We start from the raw sequence: 26,986 nt of genomic DNA, 5'->3' as shown, positions 1-26,986 counted from the left end.
CGTTTTCCTTTCAAGCGGATGCACCAACCACTCTTCGCATCCGTAAACGATGAAAGGGAAAACCATCATGAAACATCTTATTCTCGCAGCTTCGGCTCTCACCCTGATTTCGGCTCCGGCGCATGCTCAGCTCCTGGGTAGTGGCGGCGGCCTCGGCGGGGTGACCGGAACTGTCAGGGGCACTGTCGATACCACCCTGCGCGGTTCGACCGACCGGATCAGCACGATCACCCGCGGCACCGCACGTGGCAATGCTTCGACCGACGGCGACCAGAATGTCGACCGCGATACCGGCGAGGTTTCTGTGACGCGTTCGCTCGATGCGGGCCTCGAAGGTACCACCAGTCAGCTGATCGATAGCCCGCTGGGTTCCGCCTCGGGCGATGCCTCGGGCTCGGGCAGTGCATCGGGTTCGGGCAATGCCAATGCCCAGCTGATCGGCACGGATGCCGTTCGTAGCACAGCTGGCGACGCAGTGGGCCGTGCCCGTGACGGCGTTTCGACCGTTCGCAACCTCGCCACTCCGGCTGTCGGTGCCGTACGTGAGCGCGCCACCGGTCTTGCAGGCCAGGCAGGCAATGCTGCCGGTTCGGCCAACGGCGCGGCTTCGGGTGCGGGCTCGCTCGGTAACGGCATGCTGGCCGTGGCAGGCAGTGGCGATGCCGAGGGCGAAGGCGCCTTTGCAGTGGCACCGGGAATGCCGGTCAACCTTCCCTCGGGCCAGCAGCTCGGAAATGTTCGCGACATCGTCGCCACGCGTAGCGGCCAGGTTCGCGAAGTGGTCGTCGAGAGCCGCGAAGGACTTACCACCATTCCGGCAGCCAACCTCAGGGGTAGCGGCAACGCCTTGATCGCTGGCGAAGGCAGCGGCTCGGCATCGAGCGGCAATGATGAACGGCCCGAGCCGGTCAGCGAAGACATGGCTGAATAACAACAGGGTCGCAGAACCGCGAAGGGGCCGGATCGTCGAAAGGCGGTCCGGCCTTTTCGTATGTCTATTCGGGCAAATCCTCGCTTTCGAGAACCGCTGCCATCGGCGTGGTACGCGGCAGGCTCTGAAAGGCCTGCTGCTCTTCTGCAGGGACAGAGGCACGCGCTAAGGTCCGCCACAGGCCGAACATGGCGCCCATAATAGCCATGGTGCCGATCACGCCGAACAGGCCATCGGGGCCGAGTAGCCCCATCCCGAGCGAACCGATCATCGGGCCCGCGACGGCTCCTACCGAGTAGGTCAGGACGAGCCCGCTGCTCGCGCCGACACGCTCCTCTTCGGTAAGGTGGTCGTTCGAATGGGCGACGCACAGCGGATAGAGTGCGAAGGCGAAGCCTCCGAACAGGCTGCCGAGGACGATCGTGCCGAAGGAGGGCATCGGAACCAAGGCCATGACCGCGCAGATCGCTCCGACTATGAGGAAGCAGGCGTTGACCACTTGCCTGCGGTCGAAGCGGTCCGACAGGATGCCGAGCGGATATTGCAACACCACACCACCCGCGATCACGCAGAAGGTGAACAGGGCGACCTGCGAAAGCGGCATTCCGATCCGCTGCACGTAGACCGCGCCCAATGCGTAGAACGCGCCGAGCATGGCACCGGTTGCCAGCGTACCTACGATCCCGAGAGGCGAGGCTTTGTAGAGCTTCTTCAGAGAGAAGGGGACCGTCTTCTCGATCACAGGTTGCTGCATCTTCGTGAGCAGGATCGGAAGGAGGGCGATCGACAGCAGGATCGCCGACACCATGAAGGGCAGGTCGGGCGCATTGTCGCCGAGGTTAAGCAGGAACTGCCCTCCTGCCTGACCGCAATAGAGCGCAATCATGTACGCCGCGAGGATCGAACTGCGGTTGGCCGGGCTCGCCTGCTGGTTGAGCCAGCTTTCAAGGCATACGAACACGCCGGCCATCGCAAAACCGTCGATCAGGCGCAGGACAAGCCAGACCGCGGGCAGGTCTATGATCGCATAGGTCAGGCTGCTCGCCGAATAGACTGTCACGAAGGCCGCGAATCCGCGAATATGGCCGATATTGGCAATCAGCCGCTCGACCCGCATCGATCCGATCATCAGGCCCGCGAAGTAGCTGGTGGCAACCAGGCCGATGATGGCCGCCGACTGCCCGTCCTGCTCCAGCCGGATGGCGATCAGGGTCGACAGGAAGCCGCTGCCTGCCATGAGGACGAAGATCGCTGCCAGGATGGCGCGTACGGGAAGAGCGGACGTCAGCATTCCGGCGCTGCGTATCACTCATTGTGCGCACTTCAAGCCATGACGGCCCGACAATGCCCCGCGTGGCCTATGGTGCGAGCGGTCCGAGAGCCTTTTTCAGCGGATCGAGCCATGGTTCGAAAGGCTTCCATGCGTCCTGTCCGCTGCGGTTTATCGGGCGGCGGACCTGTTCGCTGCTGGCGGTACGCACTGCGCGGTCGGACTTGTGGAAGTCGAGGCAGGCTTCCTCGAAGGGCAGGCCGCAATATTCGAGCATCCGGCGGGTCTGACCCTCGAGATCGTCGAGCACGTCCTCGTGATCCACCCGCAAGACCTTGCCCGGCAGCACGCGGTCCCAGTGGTCCATGAGCGCGACGTAGTCGGAATAGTAGCGGCCGACTTCCTCCAGCCCGTAAGTGAACTCTTGCCCTTCGGCGAAGAGCTGTTTGAAGCCGGAGAAACAGCAGTCCATCGGGGCGCGGCGGGCATCGATGATCTTTGCATTGGGCAGGATCAGGTGGATGAGGCCGATGTGCCGGAAATTGTTCGGCATCTTGTCGATGAAGAAAGGCGCGCCTTGCCGGTGGACGCGGGTGTCCTCGATGAACTTTTCGCCGAACTGCGTGAGCTGTTCGCGGGTGAGATCATGGAGGATCTGCGGATATCGCGACTGGCCGGCCTTCCGGCCTCGCAGTCGGTGCGCCAGTGCAAGGATATTGGGCAGTTCCAGCGTCCCGTCGACCTGGCTGTGGCTGGCAAGGATCTGTTCGAGCAGGGTCGAGCCTGCACGGGGAAGGCCGAGGATGAAGATCGGGTCGGGCGCGGAATGGCCCGAACCTGCGTGCGTATCGAAGAGTTCCGGCGTGCAGAACTCGGCCTGTTTCGCCAGTTCCTCGCTCATGGCATCGGCGCTGTAGCGGGTTTGCGCGCGCTTCAGCGCATTGCCTTCCTCGTAGTGCCCGAATGACGCTTCGTATTCGCCGCGATCCTCGAACGCCTTGCCGAGCGCAAAGGAGAGGTGGACGCGGTCCATGAATGCGAGGCCGGGGCGAGCGGCCTGTTCGCGCATTGCAGCGATTTCGTCGTCGGTGAAGCTGTAGGTCTTGAGATTGGCGAGCGCGTAATAGGCGTCGCCGTGGTCGGGCTTGGCAGCGAAGGCGGCGCGATAGCTTTCGACCGCATCCTCCTGCCTGCCGGTTGTCTTCAAGGCATGGCCGCGGCTGGTCAGCGTGGCAGGATCATCGGGCAGCCTGGCAAGCACGGCATCGAACAGTTCGAACGCCTTGTCATAGTCGCCCGTCTGCATGCTCTCGATCGCGAGGTGAGACTGGAACAGCGGGTTTTCGGGGTCCTGCCGGTAGAGCGCCTCGGCTTCTTCACGCGCCCTTTCGAACTTCTGGCGGCGGCGCAGCGCGTCGATATAGTCGAGCCGCACCTGGACGTTGTGCGGCTCGAAGGCGGCGGCGCTGTCGAGCAGGAACTCCGCATCTTCGACTACGCCCAGCTGCATGCCGATCTTGGCGAGCAGGCGCATGCCTTCTACGTTCTTCGGATGGCTGCGAAGGTAATGGCGGCAAATTTCCTCGGCGCGCAGCAGGCGGCCTTCGTGGAAATGATGGGTAACCGCGACGAGTTCCTTCGGCAGGCCGTCGATCCGGTCGGCCTGCGCGATGGCATTCCGGGCTTCCGCTACTCGGCCCGCCTCTGTGAGGAGCGGTGCCATCGCGCGCCAGCTGGCTTCCAGCGCAGGGTTGAAGCGCGTGGCGTTGGCATAGGCGGAGATGGCGTCGGCCGTCTGGCCGCGAGCCTTTGCCAGATGTCCGGCCTCCTGCCACGCGCGGCCATATTCCGGCATGACGCCATGGAGCGCGGCGAGGTAGCCTTCGGCATCGTCAAACTGCTTGAGATAGCGCGCGGCGACCGCGGCCATGTACAGCGCTTCGCCGTCCTTGCCGTCTTCGGCCAGCAGGCTGTCGGCAAGCTCGCGTCCGCGTGCGAAATCGCCCGCCTGCAGGGCCTTTTGCGCTGCCGAAAGAGTGTCTTCGCGGGTGGTCATGATTATCGCCTAACAAACAGAAGCGGCGGAAGCGATGGCCTTTGCCCGCTCCCGCCGCCTCGTTTCCCGGTGAAGGGTGTCGGTCCTAGTAGTCGAAGCCGACGCGCAGGCCGACCGTCAGCGGACGGTTGGTCGCGATCCGCGGGCGGTCGTTGACGTAATTGCCCGAGATCTGTGCGCGTTCGTCGAACAGGTTCTCGCCAAACAGTTCGACGCTCCACTGCTCGCCCTTAACGCCTGCCGACAGGTCGACGACGGTGTAGCTGTCGAGTTCGAGCTTGTTGATCTCGATCACGTCGGTGAACTTCGATGCCGAATGCGTGACCTGGGGCTGGATGAAAGCTTCCCAGTCATTCGACAGCGACCATTCGTACCGTGCACGCAGATTGCCCTGGAACGACGGTGCGAAGGCCAGTTCGTTGCCCACGATCACGTCGCTCGTCGGGATGAGCACTTCGGTGATCTCGGTGTCGAGGATCGAGAAGGCACCCGAGAGCGTCAGGCCCGGCATCGAATAGGGTGCCACGGTGAAGTCTGCTTCCACACCGCGGATTTCCGCATTCGCAGCATTTGCCGAGAAGAACAGGTTCGTGATCGACGGGTCGAAGATCGTCGTCTGGAGGCGGCTGATGTCGACGTAGAACGCGCTGCCGTTGAAGCGCATCTGGCCGTCGAGCAGTTCGGTCTTCCAGCCGAATTCGTAGTTCTTCACTTCGTCGGTATCGAGTTCGAACGGAACCACGAAGCCCGCGCCATTGGTGGCGCCGCCCGGACGGTTGAGCAGTCCGGGACGGAAGCCTTCCGAATAGGTCGCGTAGAACAGCAGGTCCGGCGTCGGGGTGAGGGTCAGCGTACCCTTGTAGATCACGCCTTCGGCCTTCGCTTCGTCCGGTGCGCGAACGGCGTTGAATACCGCGCGGGCCTGCGAAACGCTCAGGCCGGCTGCGCGAATGTCGGCAAAGGTGTCGTTGATCGTGAAGGTCTGGCGCAGGGCCGAGTTGCACGAACCGATGAAGGTGAACGAACCGTCACCGTCATACAGGTCGTTGAGGTCGGTGCCGAACGCGTTCGCGTCCTGCGCTGCGCCGCTGTTGCAGAAGCTGCCGTTGGCGCTGCCTTCGAAGTCGACCCGGATGTTGTAGTAACGGATGCCGCCGGTGATGGTCAGCAGGTCCGGGATGATGTCGATGCTGGTTTCACCGAAGATGCCGAACTGCTCGTCGGTACGGCGGATATCGTTCCGGAAGATCGTTTCTGCCGGGAACGGGCCGTCGAGCGAGGTATAGCCCGCCTGCGGGAAGTTCGGTGCGAAAGCGCCGAACGGCTGAGCGATGACATTGCCCGGATAGGCGAAGTCGTTGCGTTCTTTCAGCTCCAGGTCGGAGAAGAACACACCGCCCGTGGTGCGGATCCAGTTGTCGTCCGGCGTGCTGAAGCGGAATTCATTGGTGAAGACTTCCGTTTCGCTGAACGAGGTGACGTAGAGGTTGGGTGCCTGGCAGGTGCCGCTGGGTGCAGCTGCGCCGGGATAGGTAACCGAGCCGTCACAGATGTAATACGGCAGATACTGACCGACGAACAGGTAGTCGGTGTAGTCGACGCGCTGGTCGGTCGTGCGGTCGGTGAACGCGCCCGTGTAGACCAGGTCGAGCATGCCGAGGCGGCCCTCGACGGTCCAGGCGGTGTTCGAGAACTCGTCTTCCAGCGTGTCTTCTTCGAAACGCTGGATTTCCAGATCGTCGAGACCGTCGAGTTCGGGATCGGCGAAGAACACGCCGTCGCTTTCGACTTCCTGGCGGCTGTGGGCCACGGTCACGGTCCAGTCGGGGGTGACTTCCCACAGCGCGGTGGCGCGGAAACCGGCATAGCTGGTGTCGTTGAAATCATCTTCGACCAGTGCCGCATTGTCGGCTTCGAGGAAGGTCACGTTCGACAGGTCGGCGCCGGCCTGGAAACCGCCGCGCAGCGCGTTCACCGGAACGCCGTTCGAACGGACCGTACCGGCGGGGCGGAAGCGGGCGCTTTCGCTCAGGTCGCGCGTACCGGCGACATTGTCGATGTAGCCGCCTTGGTGATCGTAATAGGCAACGCCGCGCAGCGCGATCGTGTTGGTCACCGGCAGGTTGACCATGACCTCGCCCTTGTAGCTCATCTCGCCGCCCTTGGTGAACGAGAGACCAGCATCGGCGCTCATGTCGAAGCCGGACAGGTCGGGCTTTGCAGTGATAAGGCGGACGACGCCTGCCTGCGAGCTTGCACCGAACAGCGTGCCCTGCGGGCCCGAGAGGACTTCGATACGCTCCATGTCGGCGGCGTAGACGTCGAGGTTACGACCCGGCTGTGCCAGCGGCTGTTCGTCGAGATAGAGCGCCACGTTGGGGGCGAGACCGGCAACGCCGGCAGTCGTCAGGTTCGGCGTGGTCGAGGCGAGGCCGCGAATGTAGATCGTGCTCTGACCCGGGCCGCTGCCACCTGCGGTGACCGTGGGAAGCTGGTCGAGATAATCCTCGAAGGTGTCGACTGCGAGTTCGTCGAGTTCCTCGGCGCCGATGGCGGCGACGGAAACGGGCACGTCCTGCAGGTCTTCGCTGCGCTTCTGCGCGGTGACAACGATGGTCTGGACGCCGCCTGCGCGCGGCTGTGCTTCAGGTTGTGCTTCCGTGGTTTCCTGCGCGAGTGCAGGCGATGCGACTGCGATGGCGAGCGCGCTAACGGACGCGCCGCTGATGATTTTCTTCATGGCTGGAAGTTTCCCCCGTGTGGATCGATATCTGTCGCCCTGCACCCGGTTATCCGGACGGACCAATATTCGTGAGCGTGTGAAAATCACAATCCCGCTCGACGAGACCAATAAGGAAGGGTGGGGGGCGCGACCACCGGTGCGACTTCAAATTACCGAATGAATTGAGTCCTGTTGCAATGAGACAACACAGGAAAGAACTCGGACAAATATTTCAAATAAGAAAACCGATATCGGAATATGAACGTTATCAGGACTTAGTTGCGTAATATTTTACTATCTCTAGATTATATATTTGTGGAAGTAGTTTCAAATAGAAATCGAGATATACTGAAAAATCACGCTGAGGACTGTAACCTATTGTCAGGAAACTACTTCGTGGCGGCGAGGTCGGCGCAGCCGGCCGCAGTAGTCGGCACGCCGTGCTTCTTGCGCCTGAGGTCGTAGATAACCGCCTTCACGATCGAAATCGCCATCAGGGCGACGACCACGGAGAAGGGAAGTGCGCCGATGATCATGGTGATCCGGATCGCATCGATCCCGCCAAGGATGAGCATCGATCCCACCACAAAGGCGAGGGCGGCACCCCAGAAGACGATGTGGCGGCGGCGCTGGCCGCTGGTATCGCCCGCTCCGTTGATCGTGTTCACGATCAGGATGGCGCTGTCGGCCGAGGTGACCAGATAGGTCATGAGCAGCAGCACCACGAGGCCCGAGACCACCGAAGCTACGCCGGGCGACAGGAGGACGGCGAGCGTGGCGAAAAGCTGGTCCGAAATGCCGGCACCGACAATGCTGCCCCCCGCTACGCCGCTGAGTTCCAGGTCGATCGCGGTCCCGCCGACGATGGTCATCCAGGTGAAGCACATCAGCGATGGCACGAGGATCACTCCCAGCACGTATTCGCGAATGCTGCGGCCGCGCGAGATGCGGGCGATGAACATTCCCACGAATGGGGCGAAGGCGATCCACCATGCCCAATAGAATACCGACCAGTCGAGCTGCCACTGGACGAGTTCCGCTCCGTTCGGGCCCGCTTCGTCGAACAGGGTCAGCGAATTGGGTGCGATCGTGCGCATGTAATCCCACAACCCGACGCCGAGCAGTTCCAGGCCGAGCAGGCCCGACCCCACGACGAGGAACAGGGCGAGCAGGGCGAAGGACAGCCCCATGTTGAGGTTGGACAGCCACTTGATGCCGCGTCCGACCCCCGAAAGCGCGCTGATGGTCGAGGCGCCGACCAGCACGACCAGCGAAACGATGACCGCGGCGGCCGAGGACGACCCATCCGGATCGAGTAACCAGTCTCCAAGGCCGAGGCGGGCGAGGCCGGCAACGAACTGTTCGACCCCGAAGCCCATGGTGACCGCCACGCCGAGGATCGTCGCGACCACGGCAACGATGTCGATGACATGCCCCCAGATACCGGACATTTTCAGGCCGAACAGCGGCGCGAGGCCGGAACGGATCGTCAGCGGCAGGCCGCGCCGGTAGGCGACATAGCCGATCGCAAGGCCCACCAGCGCATAGGTCGCCCATGCGGCGAGGCCCCAGTGCAGGAAGGTATAGGAATAGGCCGGCCGGACCGCTCCGGCGGAGAGCGGCTCGATGGTTCCGCGGATGATGTCCGGATTGTTTGCGAAATGCGCCAGTGGCTCGCCCGTGGAATAGGTCAGCATGCCGATGCCGATGCCTGCACCGAAGAGCATGGCGAACCAGCTGAACCGTCCGAACTCGGGCTCGTCGTCGGGGGCTCCGATCTTCAGGCTACCGGCCGACGGCCACAGTGCGAGGAGGAAACACACGACCACCAGCGCGGCAACGAGGTAGACATACCAGCCCGCGAAACTCGAGATGATGGTGGAATTCGCCGCGCTCAGCGTTTCGCTGGCGCTGACGGGAAAGAAGATCGCCCACATGATCAGCAACGACACGATGATCTTGGACGGGATCGTCACCGCGCGGCTGAAGCCGTCGTAGAAACCGCGGTCGTGTGTGTTGATCGGAAGCTCCACCAGAGGCGGGGCGATGGGCGCATCACTTTCGGAAGACATGTCGCCCAGTCATAGGGAAGCGACAGCAGGATGCAAATGTGCAGGGCCGATAAGGGCGGGAGTGGTGCCGGCTAGAGGAGTCGAACCCCTGACCTGATGATTACAAATCAACTGCTCTACCAACTGAGCTAAGCCGGCACACCGAGCGAGAGCGCGAGCGCCTCTGGCGCAATTTGCGCGCCGCGTCCAGTATCATTGCGCCTCCATGGCATCGCGCCTATCGGGTCTGCGATGGATCTAGGCGCAATCGTTTCCGAGACTTACGCCGAACTGGCCGACGAGCGCGGCAGCGGCACTCCTGCGAGCTATATTCCGGCGCTGGCACTGGTCGATCCGAACAAGTTCGGTATCGCGCTCGCCACGCGTGACGGCGAGGTCGCGTGCGCGGGCGATGCGGACGAGCGATTCTCGATCCAGTCGATATCGAAAGTGTTCGCGCTTGCGCTTGCGCTGGAGCGGGAAGGGGCTTCCCTGTGGGACGCTGTTGGCCGCGAGCCTTCGGGCAATGCTTTCAACTCGATCGTCCAGCTGGAGCGCGAAAAAGGCATCCCGCGCAATCCGTTCATCAATTCGGGTGCGATCGTCACCACCGATCGCTTCATTGGCGACCGATCACCCGACCAGGCGGTGGAGGACCTGCTGACCCGCCTGCGCCGGATGGGACGCGACGAAAGCATCACTTTCGACGAGGAAGTGGCACGAAGCGAAAGCGAGACCGGTTCCCGCAATCGCAGCCTTGCATGGTTCCTTGCCGACTTCGGGCGGCTCTTGAATCCGGTCGAAGACGTGCTGTCGGTCTATTTCCGCCAGTGCGCGCTCGCGATGAGCTGTCGCCAGCTTGCCGAAAGTGCGCTCTTCCTCGCTTTCGACGGGACCGATCCCGTCACCGGCCAGCGCATGTGCAGCGCCAGCCGTGCGCGGCGGATCAACGCACTGATGCTGCTGTGTGGCCATTACGACAATTCGGGCCAGTTCGCTTTCGAAGTCGGCTTTCCCGGCAAGTCGGGGGTCGGCGGCGGCATTCTTGCGTGCGTACCGGGCAGGGCTGCGATTGCGGTGTGGTCCCCCGGCCTCAACCGTGCAGGTACGAGCTTGCTTGGGGCCAAGGCCTTGTCGAAGATCGCGCTAAAGACCGGCTGGTCGGTTTTCAGCGGGCGGCTACCTGAAATCTAGAGCGCGCCGAAGGTCCAGCCTTCGGTCCGGGCGATGTGCGGCGTAAGACCTTTCGGAGACCATCGCGCCTGATCGTCAGCAACGTGCCTTAGCCATGCGGCGGTGAGCAGCGCGTCGGTCGCGTGATCATCGATCGTTCCCGCTCCGGCGACTGCTGGTGATCCCAAGGCGCCCAACGCCTCGTTTAGATCTTCGAAGGTCCGCATCTTGGCCCTGGAAGAACTGCGGCCGGCCTCCAGTGCTGCGAGGCTGGTGTATATCTCGACCACCACCGAACCGCTCTGGGCCATCGGATCGACCGGCCAGACCGGCACGTGCCCGCGAAGTCGGTGCAGCATCCTCATGCCCGTGAGGCTTGATTTGCCCACCTGCGCTGCGCCGACGAGGTTGAAGTTCGAATAGGGCTTGCACCCCATCGCCGCCTGCGCTTGCTCGGTCACCCTGAAGCGCCCGCGGCCGTGGTCCGCCCCGTCGCAGCCGAAATGCGTGCCGGTGTCGCTGCCGTCGCGGAAATAGGCGCGGTAGTCGGGATGCGCGACAAAGCTGTTCGCACCCAGATTGGGTTCGTCCCGGCAGATGTCGTCGATCAGGGCCCACAATGCGGGGGCATCGGGAAGCTGGACGCGGTTGCGCGGAAAATACGCTCCGCAGTCGTAATGGGGTAGGGCAATCCCGAGGTCGAGGCCGACCAGCGTATCTTCCGGCAGGTCGTCGCGCAGCAGTGACAGCACATCTTCGCGCGACCAGCCTCTGCCTGCATCGACCAGAACCGGCGGGCCGCCTGCGCCATCGGCTATCGCCAGCGCGATCCCCTTTTGCCGCGGGCCCTTGGCGCCGGACCAGTCGATCGCAAGGAAGTGGCCGAAGCGCCTAGCCACGTTCGCGCCTGAGCTTGTCCCAATAGTCGAGCCGCTTCTTCACTTCGCGTTCGAAACCGCGTTCGACCGGCTGGTAGTAGGCCTGAGGCTCCATCTCTTCGGGCCAGTAATTGTCGCCCGAGAACCCGTCTTCGGCATCGTGGTCGTAGCTGTAGCCTGCGCCGTAGCCGATATCCTTCATCAGCTTGGTCGGCGCGTTGAGGATGTTCTGCGGCGGCATCAGGCTGCCGGTCTCCTTCGCGCTCTTGAACGAGGATTTCTGCGCCTTGTAGACAGCGTTCGATTTGGGTGCGGTGGCGAGATAGGTGCAGGCCTGAACCAGCGCGAGTTCGCCCTCCGGACTGCCGAGAAACTCGTAAGCGTCCTTGGCCGCCATGCACTGAACCAGCGCCTGCGGGTCGGCCATGCCGATATCCTCGACCGCCATTCGCACGAGGCGGCGGGCGAGGAAGCGCGGCTCTTCGCCAGCGGTCAGCATACGCGCGAGATAGTAGAGGCTCGCCTGCACATCGCTGCCGCGCACGGCTTTGTGCAGGGCGGAGATGAGATTGTAGTGCCCCTCGCGATCCTTGTCGTAGACCGCGACCCGTCGTTGGAGGAACTTGCCGAGCCCTGCCGGATCGAGCGGCTCGTCGATCTTGGCGTTGTACAGCGTTTCGGCCTGGTTGAGCAGGAAGCGCCCATCACCATCGGCACTGGCGACGAGTGCATCTCGGGCCTCTGCGGTCAGGGGAAGGGGGCCTTCGAGTTTCTCGGCGCGGTCGAGCAGCTCGCCAAGGGCATCGTGATCGAGCCGCTGGAGGATCAGCACCTGCGCGCGGCTGAGCAGTGCGGCATTGAGCGCGAAGCTGGGATTTTCCGTGGTCGCGCCGACCAGCGTCACCGTGCCGCGCTCAACGAAGGGCAGGAAGCCGTCCTGCTGCGCGCGGTTGAAGCGGTGGATCTCGTCCACGAACAGCAAGGTGCGCTGGCCTGCTTCAGCCGCCTTGTCTGCCGCTGCAAAGGCTTTCTTGAGGTCGGCCACGCCGCTGAACACCGCGCTCACGCTTTCGAACCGCATACCCACGCTGTCTGCCAGCAGGCGGGCGATCGTGGTCTTGCCCGTGCCCGGTGGTCCCCACAGGATCATGCTGGAAAGCCGCCCGGCGGCAACCATGCGCCCGATCGCTCCTTCGGGGCCGGTCAGGTGGTCCTGCCCGATGACCTCGGCAAGGGTTTCGGGACGCAGGCGATCGGCGAGCGGCGCGTCTTCGCGCAACGGCTCGCGCTTAGGCTCCTGCGGGAGCTGGTCGGGAAAGAGATCGGACATTGGTCGGTTCACATAGGACGTTCGCCGAGGATTTGCAGTGCCCGCTTGCAGAAGGCTAACTAAGATATATCTTAGAGCTATCGAAGATTGATTAAGGAGCGAGCGATGCACAAGGCTCGGAAAATTCGCAAACTGCGCAAGTTACGCAAGATGGGCATGATGGGTGCCTGGCCCCGCATGGAAATGATGGGCGGCTGGGACGATGCCTTCGGGCCCGATGGTCCGTTCGGTCCGGGCGGGCCTTTCGGACCGGGTGGCCCTTTCGGCAAGCGGGGCGGAGGACGGCGCCGCCGCATGTTCGGTTCGGGTGAACTCCGGCTGGTCCTGCTCAAGCTTCTCGGCGACGAACCGCGCCACGGCTATGAATTGATCAAGGCGGTCGAGGATCTGACCGGCGGCAGCTATGCCCCCAGTCCCGGCACGGTCTACCCCACGCTATCCCTGCTCGAAGACGAGGGCGCGATTGCCCCCGCCAAGGGCGACGAGACGCGCAAGGCCTACGAGATCACCGATGCGGGCCGCGAAGAATTGGAGGAACGCGCAGAGGAGGTCGAGCAGCTGATGGAGCGGCTGGCGGGCCATGGCGAACGCCGCCGTGCCTATGCCACCCCCGAGATGTTCCGCGCGGCGGGCAATCTTGCAGGCGTGCTCAAAAACAAGGCGCGCAGCGGACAGCTCGACCAGAAGACGATGGAAGAGATCGTCGACCTGATCGACGAGCTTGCGAAAAAGATCGAACGCCTCTGATCCGTCTCACGCTTGCGTCCCCTCGTGTGCACGCTAGTCTGTGCGACGAGGGACGCGAGAGGGGAGATTTCGCATGGATACGACCACGAGGACGCCTTGGCACCTTTGGGTGATCGGGGTGGTTTCGCTGCTCTGGAACTCGATCGGGGCAGCGGATTACATATTCTCCAGCCTGCGCAGCGAAGCGTGGTTCAAGATGATGCAATATCCCGAAGCGGGTATCGCATATCTGGACCAGTTTCCGGCCTGGGCACATGGCGGATGGGCACTGGGCACACTTGGTGCCTTCGTAGGGTCGATCCTGCTCCTGGCGCGCAGCCGCCACGCCTTCGTCGCCTTTGCGATTTCGCTGCTCGGGATCGCCATTACCACGGTTTATGAAGCTGGCGCGGAAATGCCGCCGGAGCTCGCCGAAGTGCAGCCGGCCTGGTTCCCGGTTGTCCTGTGGGCAATCGCCATCCTCCTGTTCTTGTACAGTTGGATGATGAAAAAGCGCGGCGTACTGAAGTAGAGTTTAGTCTGCGGCTGTGCGCTGGCCGTGCAGCCGCAGGTAGGTATCGACAACCGCCTGGTTGATCGCGTCCCACGAATAGGCGCGGGCAGCCTTCTCGCCTGCCGCACCGTGGGCAAGGCGAAGATCGTCATCCGTGCAATAGGGCGCGAGTGCCTCGGCGCAGCCTTTCGAGAAGGCATCGGTCTTGCTTGGCGGGACAAGCTGCCCGGTCTCGCCCGGAGTCACGAGGCTTGCCGCGCCGGTAGCACCGGCTGCGACGACAGGCAGGCCGCAAGCCATCGCCTCGAGCGTCACGTTGCCGAAGGTCTCGGTAATCGAGGGGTTGAAGAAGATATCGCCGCTCGCCAGCGCACGGCCCAGATCCTTGCCGGTCTGGAAGCCGACGAAGGTGCCTCCCGGCAGCGCCTTTTCGAACCACCCGCGGGCAGGCCCGTCGCCGATCACCAGCACCTTGTGCGGCACCTGCCGCTTGCGCAGTTCGACGATCGTGTCCGAGAAGACGTCGAGGCCCTTTTCCATGACCAGCCGGCCAAGGAATACGATCGCGACATCGTCATCTGCCAAACCATTGGCACGGCGCCATTCCAGATCGCGACGCGAAGGATCGAAGACGGTGCGATCCACGCCGCGCGACCAGATCGAGATATCCTCGTGCATGCCCTGCGCACGAAGTTCGTCGATCTGGCTCTGCGAGGGGGCAACCAGCGCGTCGCAGCGATTGTAGAAGCGGCGCAGCAGGCTCTCGATTGCCGGTTCGAGGAAGGCCAGACCGTAATAGCGCGGATAGGTCTCGAAGCGCGTGTGTACACTCGCCAGCACCGGTACGTCGTTCTGCCGCGCCCATTTCAGCGCGGCATGGCCGGTCGGATCGGGCGAGGAAACATGCACCAGGTTCGGCGCGAAATCTTCAAGGTCGCGGCGCGCTTCGGAATTGAGGCCCAGCGGCAGGCGATATTCGCCGCGCCCTTTCACGGGCATGCGGACATTCGGCACGTCGACGAGGTCGCCGGTCGCCTCGAAGTCCGGTTCGGCCACAACAGGGGAGTAGACGCGCAGCTGTGCGCCCTGCCGCAGCAGGTACTCTGCGAGCCGGTTCAGGGCCTGGTTCGCGCCGTCGCGGGTGTAGTTGTAGTTCCCGCTGAACAGCGCAATGCGAAGGTCGGACACATCCATCGCGCGGGGCCATAGGAAATGCTCGCGCATTTGGCGAGTGGAGAGTTCGGGACACGCCGGATCGCCCGCAGAACTCGCCCCGTCGCGCTTGCACGATCCAGCTCGGAACTCCCGGGCGGCGTCGCGACTTGATAGGGCGAAACCCAGAATGCGTGGACGCATACCTATTTCACGTTGACTCCCGGGAACGTAACTTTATTGCCGCCAGCGGGCCACGCGGTCCCAACGCCGCGCGTGCTCTCTGCAAGGAGAGAATACATGACTGAACCGACGCTCAAGCCTGAGCGCCCCTTCTTCTCGTCGGGGCCGACTGCCAAACACAAAGGCTGGTCTGCCGCCAATCTCAGAACCGAATCGCTCGGACGCTCGCATCGCAGCGCCCTTGGCAAGTCGCGGCTGAAATATGCCATCGACCTGTCGAAGGAGATGCTCGGCGTGCCCGAGGATTACCTTGTCGGCATCATGCCGGCCTCGGACACGGGCGCGCTCGAATGCGCGATGTGGACGATGCTGCGCCCCGACCGCCCGGCAACCGTCGCGGCGTGGGAAAGCTTCGGCAACGTCTGGATCCAGGACGCAGTCAAGCAGCTCAAGCTGCCCAAGCTGACCACGCTCGACGCCGATTACGGCGAAATTCCCGATCTCGCCTCGATCCCGCAGGACAATGACGTCGTCTTCACCTGGAACGGCACGACCTCCGGTGCGAAGATCCCGAATACCGACTGGCTTGCACCGGGCCGCGAAGGCGTGACGATCAACGATGCCACCAGCGCCGTCTTCGCGATGGAGATGGACTGGGCGAAGCTCGATGCCACGACTTACAGTTGGCAGAAGGTAATGGGCAGCGAAGCGCAGCACGGCATGCTGATCCTCAGCCCCAAGGCCGTTGCCCGCATCGAGGAATACGATCCGGCATGGCCGCTGCCCAAGCTCTTCCGCCTCAAGAAGGGTGACAAGATCAACCGCGGCATCTTCGAAGGCGCGACGATCAACACGCCTTCGATGCTGGCGACCGAAGATTACATCGATGCGCTCGAATGGGCGCAGGCGATGGGCGGCCGCAAGGCGATGTTCGAACGCGCCGATGCCAATGCCAAGATCGTCCTCGACTGGATCGAGGCGACGCCGTGGCTGCGCAACATGGTCTCCGACCCTGCCAAGCGGACCAACACCGGCGTATGCTTCGTCTTCCAGGGCGACTGGTATGAAAGCCTGTCGGCAGAAGACCAGGCCGCCGTTCCCAAGAAGATCGTCAAGCTCCTCGAAGAGCGCGACGTCGGCTACGACTTCAACGGCTATCGCGATGCCCCGCCGAGCCTTCGCATCTGGTGCGGCGGCACGGTCGAGCAGGAAGACCTGAAGCGTCTCCTGCCGTGGATCGAGTGGGCCTACGAGACCGTCAAGAACGGCTGATCCGGTTGGCGGCCCCACGAGAACGGGCCGCCGCCTCCCCCCAATTACTGTCCGGCGACGCGCCGGGAAAACGACAGGAATATTCCGTCATGAGCAAACCCAAAGTCCTCATCAGCGACAAGATGGACCCCAACGCAGCGCGCATCTTCGAAGAGCGCGGCTGCGACGTCGACGTCATCACCGGTGAAACGCCGGAAGAACTCAAAGCCCGTATCGGCGATTACGATGGTCTCGCCATCCGTTCGTCGACCAAGGTGACCAAGGAAATCCTCGACGCCGCGACCAATCTCAAGGTCATCGGCCGTGCGGGCATCGGTGTCGACAATGTCGACATTCCCTACGCCAGTTCGAAGGGCGTGGTGGTGATGAACACGCCGTTCGGGAATTCGATCACCACCGCCGAACACGCCATTGCGATGATCATGGCGCTGGCCCGCCAGATTCCGGCAGCCGACCGTCGCACACAGGCAGGCGAATGGCCCAAGAACGATTTCATGGGCGTCGAAGTCACCGGCAAGACGCTGGGCCTGATCGGAGCGGGCAATATCGGTTCGATCGTGGCCAGCCGCGCACAGGGGCTGAAGATGAAAGTCATCGCCTTCGATCCCTTCCTGACCGAAGAACGCGCAGTGGAGATCGGGGTAGAGAAGGTCGATCTCGATACGCTGCTCGCACGTGCCGATTTCATCACGCTGCATACGCCGCTGACCGATGAAACCCGCAACATCCTCAGCCGCGAAAACCTTGCCAAGACCAAAAAGGGTGTGCGCATCGTAAATTGCGCGCGTGGCGGCCTGATCGACGAGGCTGCGCTGGCCGATGCGCTCGACAGCGGACAGGTGGCAGGCGCGGCGCTGGACGTGTTCCAGACCGAACCGGCCAAGGAAAGCCCGCTGTTCGGCAAACCCAACTTCATCTGTACGCCGCACCTTGGCGCCAGCACCAACGAAGCGCAGGTCAATGTCGCGCTGCAGGTGGCTGAACAGCTTGCTGATTACCTGGTCAACGGCGGCGTCACCAATGCGCTCAACATGCCTTCGCTCAGCGCAGAGGAAGCGCCCAAGCTGCGCCCCTACATGGGCCTCGCAGAAAACCTCGGCAGCCTCGTCGGACAGCTCGCGCACGGCAATCTCACCAAGATCAGCATCGAGCGCGAAGGCGCGGCAGCGCAGCTTTCGGGCAAGCCGATCGAAGGTGCAGTGCTTGCCGGCCTGATGCGCCAGTATTCGGACACGGTGAATATGGTCAACGCGCCCTTCCTCGCGAAGGAACGCGGCCTCGATATCCGTTCGATCCGCCACGAGAAGGAAGGTGCCTACAACACCCTGCTGCGCGTGACCGTGGGTACCGACAGCGGCGACCGTTCGGTTGCCGGCACGCTGTTCGGGGCAGACGCACCGCGCCTGACCGAGATCTTCGGTGTTCGCATCGAAGCCGAACTCGACGGGCACATGCTCTACATCGTCAACGAAGACGCACCGGGCTTCATCGGCCGCATCGGTTCGCTGCTCGGCGAAAACGGCATCAATATCGGTACCTTCAACCTCGGCCGCCGTGCTGCAGGGGGTGAGGCGGTGCTGTTGCTGAGCGTCGACCAGCCGATCCCGCAGGACGTCGTCGACAAGGCCTGCGCGCTTGAAGGCGTGAAGACCGTAATGCCACTGGCATTCTAAACTGCGATAGGGCAGGGGACCCCGCGCTATGACCAAGCCCGACGATCTCCTGCCCATCGGCCTCGAAGACGCGCTGCCCGCGCGCGCCGCCGCGATCACCCGCGCCATGCGCCAGGTTCTCGATGCCATGGACAGCCATGGATATGACCGTGTGCGTCCACCGCTGGTCGAATTCGAGGCTTCGCTGGCAGGCCGGATGGAAGGCGTGGCGACGCGCCGCATGGTGCGTTTCACCGATCCCGAAAGCCTGCGTACACTCGCACTGCGCAGCGACATTACCGTGCAGGTCGGGCGCATTGCAGCGACCAGTCTTGCCGAGGCTCCGCGTCCCTTGCGCCTTGCCTATGCTGGCGAGGTTGCCCTGCTGAAGGCGGACCAGCTCGATCCCGCACGCCAGCGCCTGCAGATGGGCGCCGAACTTGTCGGAAGCGATAGCGTTGCGGCTGCTATCGAAGCAGTGACCGTAGCACTCGACGCTCTCGAAGCGGCTGGACTGACCGGCCTTTCGGTCGATTTCACGCTCCCCGACCTCGTCGATACACTGGCCGAGGAAGCGCTGCCGCTGGCAGAGGAGAAGCGCGAAGCGGTCCGCCGCGAACTCGACATGAAGGATGCCGGCGGGCTCAAGGCGGCCGGGGGCGAGGACTATCTCCCGCTGCTTTATGCGACCGGCCCTTTCGATGATGCGATAGAGAAGCTGGCCGCACTCGATGTCGGCGGTGTGCTCGCATCACGCATTGCTGCCCTGCGTGAAGTAGCCGCCGCACTCGGCGACCGGGCCCGCCTCACGCTCGACCCATCCGAACGCCACGGTTTCGAATACCAGAGCTGGTTCGGCTTCACGCTGCACGCCACCGGTGCGCGCGGCGCGCTGGGCCGCGGCGGTACCTATGCGATCAAGGGCAGCGAAGAAGCCGCGACCGGCTTCTCGCTCTATATCGAGCCGCTGCTCGAAGCGCTCGGACAGACCAATGCGGGCCGGCGCGACACGCTCTTCCTGCCGCTAGGCCACGACACCGATGCGGCTTTGCGCCTGCGCGGCGAAGGCTGGCGTACGGTGGCGGCTATCGGCGAGAATGACGACGCTTCGGCGCTCGGCTGCACGCACGTGCTCGACGGCGGCGAGCCCAAGGCTCTTTAATCAGCCTGCCACTGGTCGTGCTTTGCCATGATGCCGGTGAACAGCTCCGAATTGACGAGTTCGCTCAGCCAGCGCTGCACATTGGGCAGGTCCTGCGCATCGAACCATTCGCGATCAGCATTTGCGAACTGGCGGATGAAGGGAAAGATGGCGATATCGGCGAAGCCACGTTTCTCGCCACCCAAACAGTGGCTGTTCGCCAGTCGCTCTTCCAGTGTGCGCAGGTGGTCGAGCGCCTTTTGCCCATGCTCCTCCGGATCGACGTCGTCATAGCGTGTCGAGTATTTGTATCGGTCGAGATGGTGCTTGAACGGGCCGTCGTTCGCGGCAAGCAAGTCGTTATCGTCGCGCTCGAGCCAGTCTTCGGGGTCGTTCTTGCTCAGCGCCCAGCGCATGATGTCGAGGCTTTCTTCCAGCACCGCGCCGTCTTCGGTCACCAGTACGGGCACTGTTCCCTTGGGTGAGACTTCGAGCATCTGCGGCGGCTTGTCGCGGAGCACGACTTCGCGATGATCGTATTCCGCGCCGCTGATGCTCAGCGCCATGCGGGCGCGCATCGCATATGGGCAGCGCCGGAAGCTGTAGAGGACCGGCTCAGCCATCCTCTTCCTTCCGGCCGATGTGTTCCGCCCCGCGCGCTGCGGCGAGCTGTTCCTGCCGCTGGCGCTCGCGATATCGTGCGCGCTGTTCGTCGCTGCGCTCGCCGTGGCACTGGTGGCAGGAGACGCCCTCTTCGTAATGCTCGTGTGCAAGGTCCGCTTCGCTCAAGGGGCGGCGGCATGCGCGGCACAGGCTGTGCGAGCCGACATCGAGACCGTGCTTCACGCTGACACGCTCGTCGAAGACGAAGCACTCGCCTTCCCAGCGGCTTTCCTCCTGCGGCACCTCTTCCAGATACTTCAGGATGCCGCCCTTGAGGTGGTAGACTTCGTCGAGACCCTCGGACTTCACGAAAGCGGTCGATTTCTCGCAGCGGATGCCGCCGGTGCAGAACATCGCGATCTTGGGTTTGCGGCCCTCGGCCTCGAATTCCTCGCGGCGGGCGCGGAACCACTCGGGAAACTCGCGGAAGCTCTTCGTCTCGGGATCGATCGCGCCTTCGAAGGTGCCGATGGCGACCTCGTAGTCGTTTCGCGTGTCGATCAGGATCGTGTCGGGGTCCGAAATCAGCGCGTTCCAGTCCTGCGGATCGACATATGTCCCGACGCCGCCCTTCGGATCGAGATCGGGCTGGCCCATGGTCACGATTTCGCGCTTCAGGCGGACCTTGGTGCGGTGGAAGGGCAATTCGGCGCTGCGGGATTCCTTCCAGTCGAGATCGGCGCATCCGGGAAGCTTGCGGATATAGTCCAGCACCGCCTCGATGCCCTCGTCGCTGCCGGCAATCGTGCCGTTGATCCCTTCGTTCGCGAGCAGCAACGTGCCGCGCACGCCGTTTTCCTCGGCGCAGGCGAGCAGGCCCGGCTTGAGCGCGGCAGGATCGTCGAAGCGCGTGAAGTGATAGAGCGCTGCGATGCGGATAGGCAGGTCGGTCATGGTGGCGCGCCGATAGCAGTCCGGCGCGCCGCCCGAAAGACGCTTGTCAGCCGTTGAAGTCGGCCGGGTCGGGACCCATGCGGCCGTCCGGATCGTCGAGGTCGTCGATACGCCCCATCTGCTCGTCCGACAGTTCGAAGGACAGCGCCTTGAAGTTCGCCTCGATATGATCGCGGCTCGACGCCTTGGGAATGGGGCACAGCCCGTGCTGGATGTGCCAGCGCAGGATCACGGCGGTTTCCGGCTGGCCAGTCTCTTCCGCAATCGCCTGGATGACATCGTTCGACATGCCCTTGCCCTGTCCGAGCGGCGACCAGCTTTGTGTCACGATGCCCAGTTCCTCGTGGACCTTGCGCATCTCGCGTTGCTGGAAGCTGGGGTGCAGTTCGATCTGGTTGAGTGCCGGGGTGACGCCGGTCTCGTCGATGATGCGGCGCAGGTCCTCCTCGCGGAAATTCGACACGCCGATCGACTTCGCCTTGCCCTGGTCGCGCAGCTCGATCAGCGCCTTCCACGTCTCCACGAACAGGTCCTTTTCCGGGCAGGGCCAGTGGATGAGTAGCATGTCGACATGGTCGCGGCCCAAGCGCCCGAGGCACTTGCCTGCCGCGGCGAGCGTCCGCTCGTGACCCTGGCTCTCGTTCCAGATCTTGGTCTGGAGAAAAATGTCCGACCAGTCGCCCACGCCTTTGCCGACGCCGCGTTCGTTGCCGTAGATCGCAGCGGTATCGATCAGCCAGTAGCCGACATCGATCGCGGTCGAGACGGCCTCGGGCGCGTCTTCCTCTTCCATTTGCCAGGTGCCGAAGCCGAGCTGGGGGATTTGGCGGCCGTCATTCAGGGGTAGTGTGGGGTAATCGGTCATAAGGTCTCCTTTGCAACACCAATGGAGAACTCGGCGGATGTTTCCTCAGCTGCGCCTTGCCCCGGGCCGCATATAGGCCTAGTGCCGCGCGCGTTTGAGCATCCCACATTGCAGGACTTGAAGTAATGGCCAACGTCACCGTGATCGGCGCCCAGTGGGGCGATGAGGGCAAGGGCAAGATTGTCGACTGGCTCGCCAGCCGCGCCGATGCCGTCGTGCGATTCCAGGGCGGGCACAATGCCGGCCATACGCTGGTCATCGACGGCAATGTCTACAAGCTTTCGCTACTGCCTTCGGGCATCGTGTCGGGCACGCTCTCGATCATCGGCAATGGCGTTGTGCTCGACCCCTGGGCCCTGAAGGCCGAGGTGGAAAAGCTCGAGGGCCAGGGCGTTGTGATCAACGCCGACAATCTCGCCGTGGCAGACAACTGCCCGCTCATCCTGCCGATCCACCGCGATCTCGACGGCCTTCGCGAAACGGCTGCAGGTGCCGGCAAGATCGGCACCACGGGTCGCGGCATCGGCCCTGCTTACGAAGACAAGGTCGGCCGCCGCGCGATCCGCGTGTGCGACCTTGCGCATCTCGACAGCCTCGAGCCGCAGCTCGACCGCCTGTGCGCGCACCATGACGCGCTGCGTGCCGGTTTCGACCAGCCGCCCGTCGACCGCGAAGCGCTGCTCGAGGAACTCCGCGGCATTGCCGATTTCGTCCTGCAGTACGCGCAACCTGTGTGGAAGCGCCTGAAGAAGGTCCGCAAGGCTGGCGCCAAGATCCTGTTCGAAGGTGCGCAGGGCGTGCTGCTCGACATCGACCACGGCACCTATCCCTTCGTCACCAGCTCGAACACCGTAAGCGGCACGGCAGCGTCGGGAAGCGGGCTTGGCCCCAACTCGACGGGCTACGTGCTCGGCATCGTGAAAGCCTACACCACGCGTGTCGGCAGCGGGCCGTTCCCGACCGAACTCGAAGACGAGATCGGCCAGCGCCTTGGCGAGCGCGGCCATGAATTCGGCACTGTCACCGGTCGCCAGCGCCGCGTGGGCTGGTTCGATGCGGTCATCGTGCGCCAGAGCTGCGCGATCAGCGGTGTAACTGGCATTGCGCTCACCAAGATCGACGTGCTCGACGGTCTCGACGAAGTGAAGATCTGCACCGGCTACCGTCTGCGCGGGAATGTCTACGACTACTTCCCCAGCCATGCCGCCGACCAGGCCGAGGTCGAACCGATCTACGAAACGATGGACGGCTGGAGCGAAAGCACCGCCGGTGCCCGCAGCTTCGCGGACCTGCCGGCCAATGCGGTGAAATACGTCCAGCGCATCCAGGAACTGATCGAAACGCCCGTCGCGCTGGTATCCACCAGCCCCGAGCGCGACGACACGATCCTGATGCGCGATCCCTTCATGGACTGATTACGGAGTCGCTCAGCGCTTCTCCAGCATAGAGACCTGCAATTGCAGGCGCTTCACCTCGCGTAGCACGCTCAGCATGTTCATGCGGGCGAACATCCATTCCTTCAGGAAGCCCTGCATGATCAACAGGCCGAGCGTGGTCATGCCCCAGCCGACCATCGGCTGCAGGTCATCGGCGGTGACCGCCCTGAAGAAGGAATAGGCAAGGCCGATACCGATCAGGATCGCGATCGCGAAACTGAACTTCGCCCACCCGCCAAGCGGTCCGTGCATGCTGTCGCCGATCTGGCGGAACATGCCGCGCTCTTCGTTGAGCGAGGCGAGGAAGGCCCTGTCGTCCTCGTCTAGCGCAGTGCTGATCTGGTCGTCGATTCCGGTCATTGATCGTCTCCGGTTAGAGCCGCCTTCAGTTTCTGGCGGGCATGGAAAATTCGCGATTTCGCAGTGCCGGTCGGAATGTCCTGCACCTCCGCGATTTCGGCGAGGGTCAGGCCCTCGACAAAGAACAATTGCGCGGCGAACCGCTGGTTATGGGGCAGTGCGTCGAATGCCTCGCGCAGCCCGATCGCTTCCTCGCCGGTTGGCGGCGTAGCCGCGTCGGACGGCATCTCTCCCAGTCTCGATCGCCTGGCCTGCGCCTGCCTGATGCCATCGGCGCACCTGCGTCGCAGGATGCCAAAGGCCCAGGGTGCGAAGCGCGACGGATCACGCAGCGTCGCAATGCTTCGCAGGATGGAAATCCACGTGTCTTGTACCGCGGATCGCGCCATCTCTTCGTCGCGCAGAAGGCGGTTCGCCGTACGCATGAGCCGCGGATGCCAGCGCCCCGCCAGCCGTTCAGCGGCTCGGCGATCGCCTGACTGGACATGGGTCACCAGCAGTTCGTCGAACAGCCGTGCCGTATCCGGCTGACCTGTGCCCCGCTGCGTCATGTCCCTTTAGTCGCAGCAGGAGGTCAAATGGTTCAACCCAAATCGATAACAACCTGAAATTCTTGACACGATCCGTATTTGTTCTCACTACGTTCCAAATCTCGCGGTAAGGAGAACGAGTCGATGCAAGCCGATTTCTCGTACGAGCCAGTCAATGACGGGGCCGGAATCCAACTGGCCGTCACCATCCTTGCCGATCGCGATGCGGTGCGCGTGCAGATGCGCGAGGATGCCGAGGCGGCCGGTTATCGTGTGCTCGAATGCTGCGGTCTCGATGAATATGCCAGCGGGGCAACCGGGGCCCTCGGCGATCTCGTGCTGGTCGATTGCGTAGAGCCCGATGCTGGCGCGATAGCGCTGCTCTCGCGGCTCGACATGCGAGCGGGCAAGTCCGGGGCGCAGTTGATCGTTTCGACGACGATGGCCGCGCTCGATGCGGTTTTCGGCTGCTTTTCGATGTCGGGTGCGCAAATCCTTGTCGATCCGGGGCATGCGGAACGGGTGATCGCGATCGGGCGCTCGCTCGCGCATGTGCCCAACCTGCGCCTGCGCGAACTGGCGGAGGAAGACCGGCTGATGCTGCTGCGCCTGACCGAACAGGTCGCCGGCATGGCGGAGCGGCTGGAGAAACTCTCGCCGGGCCAGCGCGAAGGGGGCGGGGCATTCCGGCTCGAAGCCTCGAGCAGTTCGTGGCGCGGGGCAGGGGACGAGTACGTCGTCAGGAACGAAAGCGCAGCCGCGCCGCGTTTGCCCGACGGGCCGGTCATCCGCGCGCTCATCGCCCGCCGCCAGGCGCGCGCCAAATTCTTCGATTCGGAGCTGTTCGCCGATCCCGCATGGGACATCCTGCTCGACCTCGCGGCATCGCGTTCGGAACGGCAGCAGGTCTGCGTCACATCGCTGTGCATTGCCGCCGGTGTTCCAGCGACCACGGCGCTGCGGTGGATCTCGCAGATGGTCGATACCGACCTGCTCGTCCGCATTCCGGACCCGCATGATCGTCGCAGGGCGCATATCGCGCTGAGCGATAATACCGCGGACATGATGGCGCGCTATTTCAGCGAGATCGGTCTCGGCGCGCAGGAGCAGGTGCTGGTGCTCTAGCCCGCGCGGCGAAGCACAATGACCTGACCTTCGTGCTCTGCCGGGTCGGCGGGCAGAGGGATGCGCATGGCGTCGGCCCGTGCACGGATCAGCACCGCTTCGGAAATAGCCTCGTCATGCAGGACGACGTCCGCCGTGCCCAAGGCGCGCGCCTGCCGGACGGTGAGATCGTCTGGATCGTCGCTGGCGATATCGAACTGCAACACCCGGTCGCCCTCGGGCTTGGCGGTATTGTCCAGCCAATCATCGATGCGATCGCTGCTGGCATGCTCGAACGGGTCAAGCTTCCCGCCCTCGCCAAGGGCTTCGTCGATGGCACGACGCCGCTCCGTCCCGTCCGGAAAGCGGTTCCTGATCCGCTCACGCGCTGTAGCAAGCCCTTCCGCGAGCGCGCCCAGACCTTGGGGTAGCAGTTTCTCGAGCCGCAGCCGCAGGTGCTTTGCGAGGCCCGCAGAAGCGCCGCCGGTACTGACCGCAATCATGACGGGACCACGCTCGAGGATGCTGGGCAGGGTGAAGTCGCACAGTTCGGGGCGGTCGGCGACATTGACCAGCAGGCCCAGTCGCTTGAGCCTGAGAGCGGCCGCTTCCGCAGCGCGCGGATCCTCAAGCGCCACGAAGCCCATCTTGGCATGATGTGCCTCCGTCTCTGCGCAGGGAATGCCGCCTGCGCGTTCGACCAGCCGCGCTTTCGCTTCCGCCATTTCTCCTTCGCCGACCACAACGACGCGCTGTCCTGCGATCCGGTGGAAGAGCGGTAGCGAATGCATCAGTCGTCGAGCCAGGCGGGCACGCGCTCGGCATCCATGATCGCACCGGCGGGGATGCGGTCCGCCACCACGGCAAACTGGTCGCCATCGACAAGCACTTCGGCAACGAAACCGCGCGAATTGTAGCTCGATGCCATGGTTGCCCCATAGGCGCCGGCAGTCCGGAAGACCGCGAGATCGCCTGCGACCAGCGTGTCGCATTCGCGGTCCATCGCGAAGGTATCGCCGGTCTCGCAGATCGGGCCGACGATGTGGGAGACCGACTTTTCGCCGGTCGGTTGGACAGCCTCGAAATCGTGCCACGCGCCATACATGGCTGGGCGGGCGAGATCGTTCATTGCCGCATCGACCACTACGAAGGGACGTTCGATACCGCGTTTCACACGGATGACGCGGGTAAGCAGGACGCCTGCATTGCCGGCAATGACGCGGCCGGGTTCGAACATGAGCTGGACGTCCCAGTCCTTCGTCACGCGTTCGACCATGGCGCCGTATTCCGCGGGCGCGGGCAGTTCCTCGCCGGTCTTGTATGGCACGCCGAGACCGCCACCCAGGTCGACATGGCTCACCTTGCAGCCCGCTTCGCGCAGCTGCGTGATCAATTCGCCAAGCTTGCCGAAAGCGGTTTCCAGCGGTTCGAGGTCGCCCAGTTGGCTGCCGATATGAACCGCGATGCCGCGCATATCGAGCCCGTCCTCCTTGGAAAGGCTGGCATAGATTTCAGCTGCACGGTCGAGCGGGACGCCGAACTTGTTCTCGCGCTTGCCGGTAGAGATTTTCTCATGCGTGCGCGCATCGACATCGGGATTGACGCGGAGCGCGCAGGCAGCGGTCTTGCCGAAACGGCGCGCAATGGAAGCCAGCTCGTAGCCTTCTTCCTCGCTCTCTATGTTGAACTGGCCGATGCCTTCCTCGAGACCCTGCTGCAATTCGGCATGTGTCTTGCCGACGCCGGAAAAGACGATGTCTTTGGGTTTCATGCCTGCAGCCAGCGCGCGGGTCAGCTCGCCGCCCGACACGACATCGGCGCCATAGCCTTCCTTCGCCAGCACACGTAGGACGGCGAGGTTGGGGTTCGCTTTCACGGCAAAGGCGATGTGCGGGTTTTTCAGCCCCGACAACGCATCGCGGAACACGCGCGCATGGCGAACCAGTGTTGCGCGCGAATAGACATAGACCGGTGTACCGACTTCTTCGGCGATGACCGGGAGGGCGACGTCTTCGGCATGGAGGATGCCGTTGCGGATCTGGAAATGGTCCATGGCGCTGCCCTGTGCCGAATGTCCCCGCGC

Annotated in this window: 23 protein-coding genes and 1 tRNA gene; 9 read left to right on the top strand and 15 right to left on the bottom strand. The window is 63.5% G+C overall.

Translation table 11 applies throughout. The annotated features are described in order from the left end of the window. The first annotated feature begins 67 nt into the window (after positions 1 to 67). On the top strand, positions 68 to 931 hold the full coding sequence (locus tag K3165_RS05150; RefSeq protein ID WP_221547716.1) for a hypothetical protein: 864 nt from the start codon (positions 68 to 70) through the stop codon (positions 929 to 931). Positions 932 to 995: 64 nt separating this feature from the next. On the opposite strand, the gene K3165_RS05145 is transcribed toward K3165_RS05150, so the two are convergent. The 5 genes from K3165_RS05145 to K3165_RS05125 form a co-directional block, all read right to left on the bottom strand. Further along, a complete protein-coding gene (locus K3165_RS05145; protein ID WP_221547715.1) occupies positions 996 to 2,222 on the bottom strand; it encodes an MFS transporter in 1,227 nt (408 codons plus the stop codon). A 67-nt stretch (positions 2,223 to 2,289) separates the two neighbouring features. Then, complete coding sequence (locus K3165_RS05140) at positions 2,290 to 4,257, bottom strand: tetratricopeptide repeat-containing sulfotransferase family protein (protein ID WP_221547714.1); 1,968 nt, start codon at positions 4,255 to 4,257, stop codon at positions 2,290 to 2,292. An 85-nt stretch (positions 4,258 to 4,342) separates the two neighbouring features. Beyond that, complete coding sequence (locus K3165_RS05135) at positions 4,343 to 6,997, bottom strand: TonB-dependent receptor (protein WP_221547713.1); 2,655 nt, start codon at positions 6,995 to 6,997, stop codon at positions 4,343 to 4,345. A gap of 371 nt (positions 6,998 to 7,368) precedes the next feature. Further along, positions 7,369 to 9,051 (bottom strand): BCCT family transporter, encoded by a 1,683-nt coding sequence (locus K3165_RS05130; protein ID WP_221547712.1) that lies wholly within the window; start codon positions 9,049 to 9,051, stop codon positions 7,369 to 7,371. Between the two features lie 62 nt (positions 9,052 to 9,113). Further along, positions 9,114 to 9,189 (bottom strand) — tRNA-Thr (locus K3165_RS05125). A gap of 93 nt (positions 9,190 to 9,282) precedes the next feature. On the opposite strand from K3165_RS05125, the gene K3165_RS05120 reads away from it, so the two are divergent. Beyond that, entirely contained in the window at positions 9,283 to 10,224 is a 942-nt protein-coding gene (locus tag K3165_RS05120; RefSeq protein WP_221547711.1) for a glutaminase, read from the top strand. On the opposite strand, the gene K3165_RS05115 is transcribed toward K3165_RS05120, so the two are convergent. Both K3165_RS05115 and K3165_RS05110 read right to left on the bottom strand, forming a co-directional pair. Further along, on the bottom strand, positions 10,221 to 11,102 hold the full coding sequence (locus tag K3165_RS05115; RefSeq protein ID WP_221547710.1) for a hypothetical protein: 882 nt from the start codon (positions 11,100 to 11,102) through the stop codon (positions 10,221 to 10,223). The two genes, K3165_RS05120 and K3165_RS05115, sit on opposite strands and share 4 nt — an antisense overlap. Continuing rightward, on the bottom strand, positions 11,095 to 12,411 hold the full coding sequence (locus K3165_RS05110) for a replication-associated recombination protein A (protein ID WP_221547709.1): 1,317 nt from the start codon (positions 12,409 to 12,411) through the stop codon (positions 11,095 to 11,097). The genes K3165_RS05115 and K3165_RS05110 overlap by 8 nt, the downstream gene beginning before the upstream one ends. A gap of 105 nt (positions 12,412 to 12,516) precedes the next feature. Between K3165_RS05110 and K3165_RS05105 the strand changes: the two genes are divergently transcribed. Both K3165_RS05105 and K3165_RS05100 read left to right on the top strand, forming a co-directional pair. After that, positions 12,517 to 13,158: a PadR family transcriptional regulator gene (locus tag K3165_RS05105; RefSeq protein ID WP_247713887.1), complete on the top strand. Its 642-nt coding sequence runs from the start codon at positions 12,517 to 12,519 to the stop codon at positions 13,156 to 13,158. 73 nt (positions 13,159 to 13,231) lie between these two features. Beyond that, on the top strand, positions 13,232 to 13,669 hold the full coding sequence (locus tag K3165_RS05100) for a hypothetical protein (RefSeq protein ID WP_221547708.1): 438 nt from the start codon (positions 13,232 to 13,234) through the stop codon (positions 13,667 to 13,669). A 3-nt stretch (positions 13,670 to 13,672) separates the two neighbouring features. Here K3165_RS05100 and K3165_RS05095 read toward each other — a convergent pair whose 3' ends face one another. Then, entirely contained in the window at positions 13,673 to 14,845 is a 1,173-nt protein-coding gene (locus tag K3165_RS05095; protein ID WP_221547707.1) for a glycosyltransferase family 4 protein, read from the bottom strand. A gap of 258 nt (positions 14,846 to 15,103) precedes the next feature. On the opposite strand from K3165_RS05095, the gene K3165_RS05090 reads away from it, so the two are divergent. The 3 genes from K3165_RS05090 (at position 15,104) to K3165_RS05080 (ending at position 19,072) form a co-directional block, all read left to right on the top strand. Then, a complete protein-coding gene (locus K3165_RS05090) occupies positions 15,104 to 16,258 on the top strand; it encodes a phosphoserine transaminase (RefSeq protein ID WP_221547706.1) in 1,155 nt (384 codons plus the stop codon). 89 nt (positions 16,259 to 16,347) lie between these two features. Continuing rightward, complete coding sequence (gene serA / locus K3165_RS05085; protein ID WP_221547705.1) at positions 16,348 to 17,931, top strand: phosphoglycerate dehydrogenase; 1,584 nt, start codon at positions 16,348 to 16,350, stop codon at positions 17,929 to 17,931. 28 nt (positions 17,932 to 17,959) lie between these two features. Further along, the gene (locus K3165_RS05080) at positions 17,960 to 19,072 is read left to right on the top strand and encodes an ATP phosphoribosyltransferase regulatory subunit (RefSeq protein ID WP_221547704.1); all 1,113 of its coding nucleotides are present in this window, start codon (positions 17,960 to 17,962) and stop codon (positions 19,070 to 19,072) included. On the opposite strand, the gene K3165_RS05075 is transcribed toward K3165_RS05080, so the two are convergent. From K3165_RS05075 to K3165_RS05065, 3 genes are read right to left on the bottom strand one after another with little or no spacing between them, the layout of a single operon-like run. After that, positions 19,069 to 19,674 (bottom strand): glutathione S-transferase, encoded by a 606-nt coding sequence (locus K3165_RS05075; protein ID WP_221547703.1) that lies wholly within the window; start codon positions 19,672 to 19,674, stop codon positions 19,069 to 19,071. The two genes, K3165_RS05080 and K3165_RS05075, sit on opposite strands and share 4 nt — an antisense overlap. Next, positions 19,667 to 20,608, bottom strand: a complete 942-nt coding sequence (trhO, locus tag K3165_RS05070; protein WP_221547702.1) for an oxygen-dependent tRNA uridine(34) hydroxylase TrhO — start codon at positions 20,606 to 20,608, stop codon at positions 19,667 to 19,669. The genes K3165_RS05075 and trhO overlap by 8 nt, the downstream gene beginning before the upstream one ends. Before the next feature lie 46 nt (positions 20,609 to 20,654). Beyond that, positions 20,655 to 21,473, bottom strand: coding sequence for an aldo/keto reductase (locus K3165_RS05065; RefSeq protein ID WP_221547701.1), 819 nt, complete (start codon positions 21,471 to 21,473; stop codon positions 20,655 to 20,657). A gap of 125 nt (positions 21,474 to 21,598) precedes the next feature. Between K3165_RS05065 and K3165_RS05060 the strand changes: the two genes are divergently transcribed. After that, positions 21,599 to 22,888, top strand: coding sequence for an adenylosuccinate synthase (locus tag K3165_RS05060; protein WP_221547700.1), 1,290 nt, complete (start codon positions 21,599 to 21,601; stop codon positions 22,886 to 22,888). A 12-nt stretch (positions 22,889 to 22,900) separates the two neighbouring features. Here K3165_RS05060 and K3165_RS05055 read toward each other — a convergent pair whose 3' ends face one another. Both K3165_RS05055 and K3165_RS05050 read right to left on the bottom strand, forming a co-directional pair. Continuing rightward, positions 22,901 to 23,269 carry a DUF6768 family protein gene (locus K3165_RS05055; RefSeq protein WP_221547699.1) on the bottom strand — a complete coding sequence of 123 codons (369 nt, stop codon included), beginning with the start codon at positions 23,267 to 23,269 and terminating at the stop codon, positions 22,901 to 22,903. Next, positions 23,266 to 23,820 carry an RNA polymerase sigma factor gene (locus tag K3165_RS05050; protein ID WP_221547698.1) on the bottom strand — a complete coding sequence of 185 codons (555 nt, stop codon included), beginning with the start codon at positions 23,818 to 23,820 and terminating at the stop codon, positions 23,266 to 23,268. Before K3165_RS05050 ends, K3165_RS05055 begins: the two co-directional genes overlap by 4 nt. Before the next feature lie 123 nt (positions 23,821 to 23,943). Here K3165_RS05050 and K3165_RS05045 point away from each other — a divergent pair, with 123 nt between their 5' ends. Beyond that, the gene (locus K3165_RS05045; RefSeq protein ID WP_221547697.1) at positions 23,944 to 24,924 is read left to right on the top strand and encodes a helix-turn-helix domain-containing protein; all 981 of its coding nucleotides are present in this window, start codon (positions 23,944 to 23,946) and stop codon (positions 24,922 to 24,924) included. Here K3165_RS05045 and K3165_RS05040 read toward each other — a convergent pair. Both K3165_RS05040 and lysA read right to left on the bottom strand, forming a co-directional pair. After that, entirely contained in the window at positions 24,921 to 25,694 is a 774-nt protein-coding gene (locus K3165_RS05040; protein WP_221547696.1) for a precorrin-2 dehydrogenase/sirohydrochlorin ferrochelatase family protein, read from the bottom strand. The genes K3165_RS05045 and K3165_RS05040 overlap by 4 nt on opposite strands. Next, the gene (gene lysA, locus K3165_RS05035) at positions 25,694 to 26,956 is read right to left on the bottom strand and encodes a diaminopimelate decarboxylase (RefSeq protein WP_221547695.1); all 1,263 of its coding nucleotides are present in this window, start codon (positions 26,954 to 26,956) and stop codon (positions 25,694 to 25,696) included. The genes K3165_RS05040 and lysA overlap by 1 nt, the downstream gene beginning before the upstream one ends. Positions 26,957 to 26,986 lie beyond the last annotated feature (30 nt).

The sequence above is a fragment of the Qipengyuania xiamenensis genome, assembly GCF_019711495.1.
In the GTDB taxonomy this organism is placed as follows: Bacteria; Pseudomonadota; Alphaproteobacteria; order Sphingomonadales; family Sphingomonadaceae; genus Qipengyuania; species Qipengyuania xiamenensis.
Note: the sequence above shows the minus strand (reverse complement) of the source record. Positions and strands in the feature narration are given on the sequence as shown.

What these genes read in the sequence shown, in the direction of transcription:
- K3165_RS05150 (WP_221547716.1), top strand. Translation starts at nt 68, where the DNA reads ATGAAACATCTTATTCTCGCAGCTTCGGCTCTCACCCTGATTTCGGCT.
- K3165_RS05060 (WP_221547700.1), top strand. Translation starts at nt 21,599, where the DNA reads ATGGCCAACGTCACCGTGATCGGCGCCCAGTGGGGCGATGAGGGCAAG.
- K3165_RS05040 (WP_221547696.1), bottom strand. Translation starts at nt 25,694, where the DNA reads ATGCATTCGCTACCGCTCTTCCACCGGATCGCAGGACAGCGCGTCGTT.
- K3165_RS05080 (WP_221547704.1), top strand. Translation starts at nt 17,960, where the DNA reads ATGACCAAGCCCGACGATCTCCTGCCCATCGGCCTCGAAGACGCGCTG.
- K3165_RS05055 (WP_221547699.1), bottom strand. Translation starts at nt 23,269, where the DNA reads ATGACCGGAATCGACGACCAGATCAGCACTGCGCTAGACGAGGACGAC.
- K3165_RS05090 (WP_221547706.1), top strand. Translation starts at nt 15,104, where the DNA reads ATGACTGAACCGACGCTCAAGCCTGAGCGCCCCTTCTTCTCGTCGGGG.
- lysA (WP_221547695.1), bottom strand. Translation starts at nt 26,956, where the DNA reads ATGGACCATTTCCAGATCCGCAACGGCATCCTCCATGCCGAAGACGTC.
- K3165_RS05130 (WP_221547712.1), bottom strand. Translation starts at nt 9,051, where the DNA reads ATGTCTTCCGAAAGTGATGCGCCCATCGCCCCGCCTCTGGTGGAGCTT.
- trhO (WP_221547702.1), bottom strand. Translation starts at nt 20,608, where the DNA reads ATGACCGACCTGCCTATCCGCATCGCAGCGCTCTATCACTTCACGCGC.
- K3165_RS05120 (WP_221547711.1), top strand. Translation starts at nt 9,283, where the DNA reads ATGGATCTAGGCGCAATCGTTTCCGAGACTTACGCCGAACTGGCCGAC.
- K3165_RS05105 (WP_247713887.1), top strand. Translation starts at nt 12,517, where the DNA reads ATGCACAAGGCTCGGAAAATTCGCAAACTGCGCAAGTTACGCAAGATG.
- K3165_RS05140 (WP_221547714.1), bottom strand. Translation starts at nt 4,257, where the DNA reads ATGACCACCCGCGAAGACACTCTTTCGGCAGCGCAAAAGGCCCTGCAG.
- K3165_RS05050 (WP_221547698.1), bottom strand. Translation starts at nt 23,820, where the DNA reads ATGACGCAGCGGGGCACAGGTCAGCCGGATACGGCACGGCTGTTCGAC.
- K3165_RS05065 (WP_221547701.1), bottom strand. Translation starts at nt 21,473, where the DNA reads ATGACCGATTACCCCACACTACCCCTGAATGACGGCCGCCAAATCCCC.
- K3165_RS05135 (WP_221547713.1), bottom strand. Translation starts at nt 6,997, where the DNA reads ATGAAGAAAATCATCAGCGGCGCGTCCGTTAGCGCGCTCGCCATCGCA.
- K3165_RS05100 (WP_221547708.1), top strand. Translation starts at nt 13,232, where the DNA reads ATGGATACGACCACGAGGACGCCTTGGCACCTTTGGGTGATCGGGGTG.
- serA (WP_221547705.1), top strand. Translation starts at nt 16,348, where the DNA reads ATGAGCAAACCCAAAGTCCTCATCAGCGACAAGATGGACCCCAACGCA.
- K3165_RS05145 (WP_221547715.1), bottom strand. Translation starts at nt 2,222, where the DNA reads ATGCTGACGTCCGCTCTTCCCGTACGCGCCATCCTGGCAGCGATCTTC.
- K3165_RS05095 (WP_221547707.1), bottom strand. Translation starts at nt 14,845, where the DNA reads ATGGATGTGTCCGACCTTCGCATTGCGCTGTTCAGCGGGAACTACAAC.
- K3165_RS05045 (WP_221547697.1), top strand. Translation starts at nt 23,944, where the DNA reads ATGCAAGCCGATTTCTCGTACGAGCCAGTCAATGACGGGGCCGGAATC.
- K3165_RS05110 (WP_221547709.1), bottom strand. Translation starts at nt 12,411, where the DNA reads ATGTCCGATCTCTTTCCCGACCAGCTCCCGCAGGAGCCTAAGCGCGAG.
- K3165_RS05075 (WP_221547703.1), bottom strand. Translation starts at nt 19,674, where the DNA reads ATGGCTGAGCCGGTCCTCTACAGCTTCCGGCGCTGCCCATATGCGATG.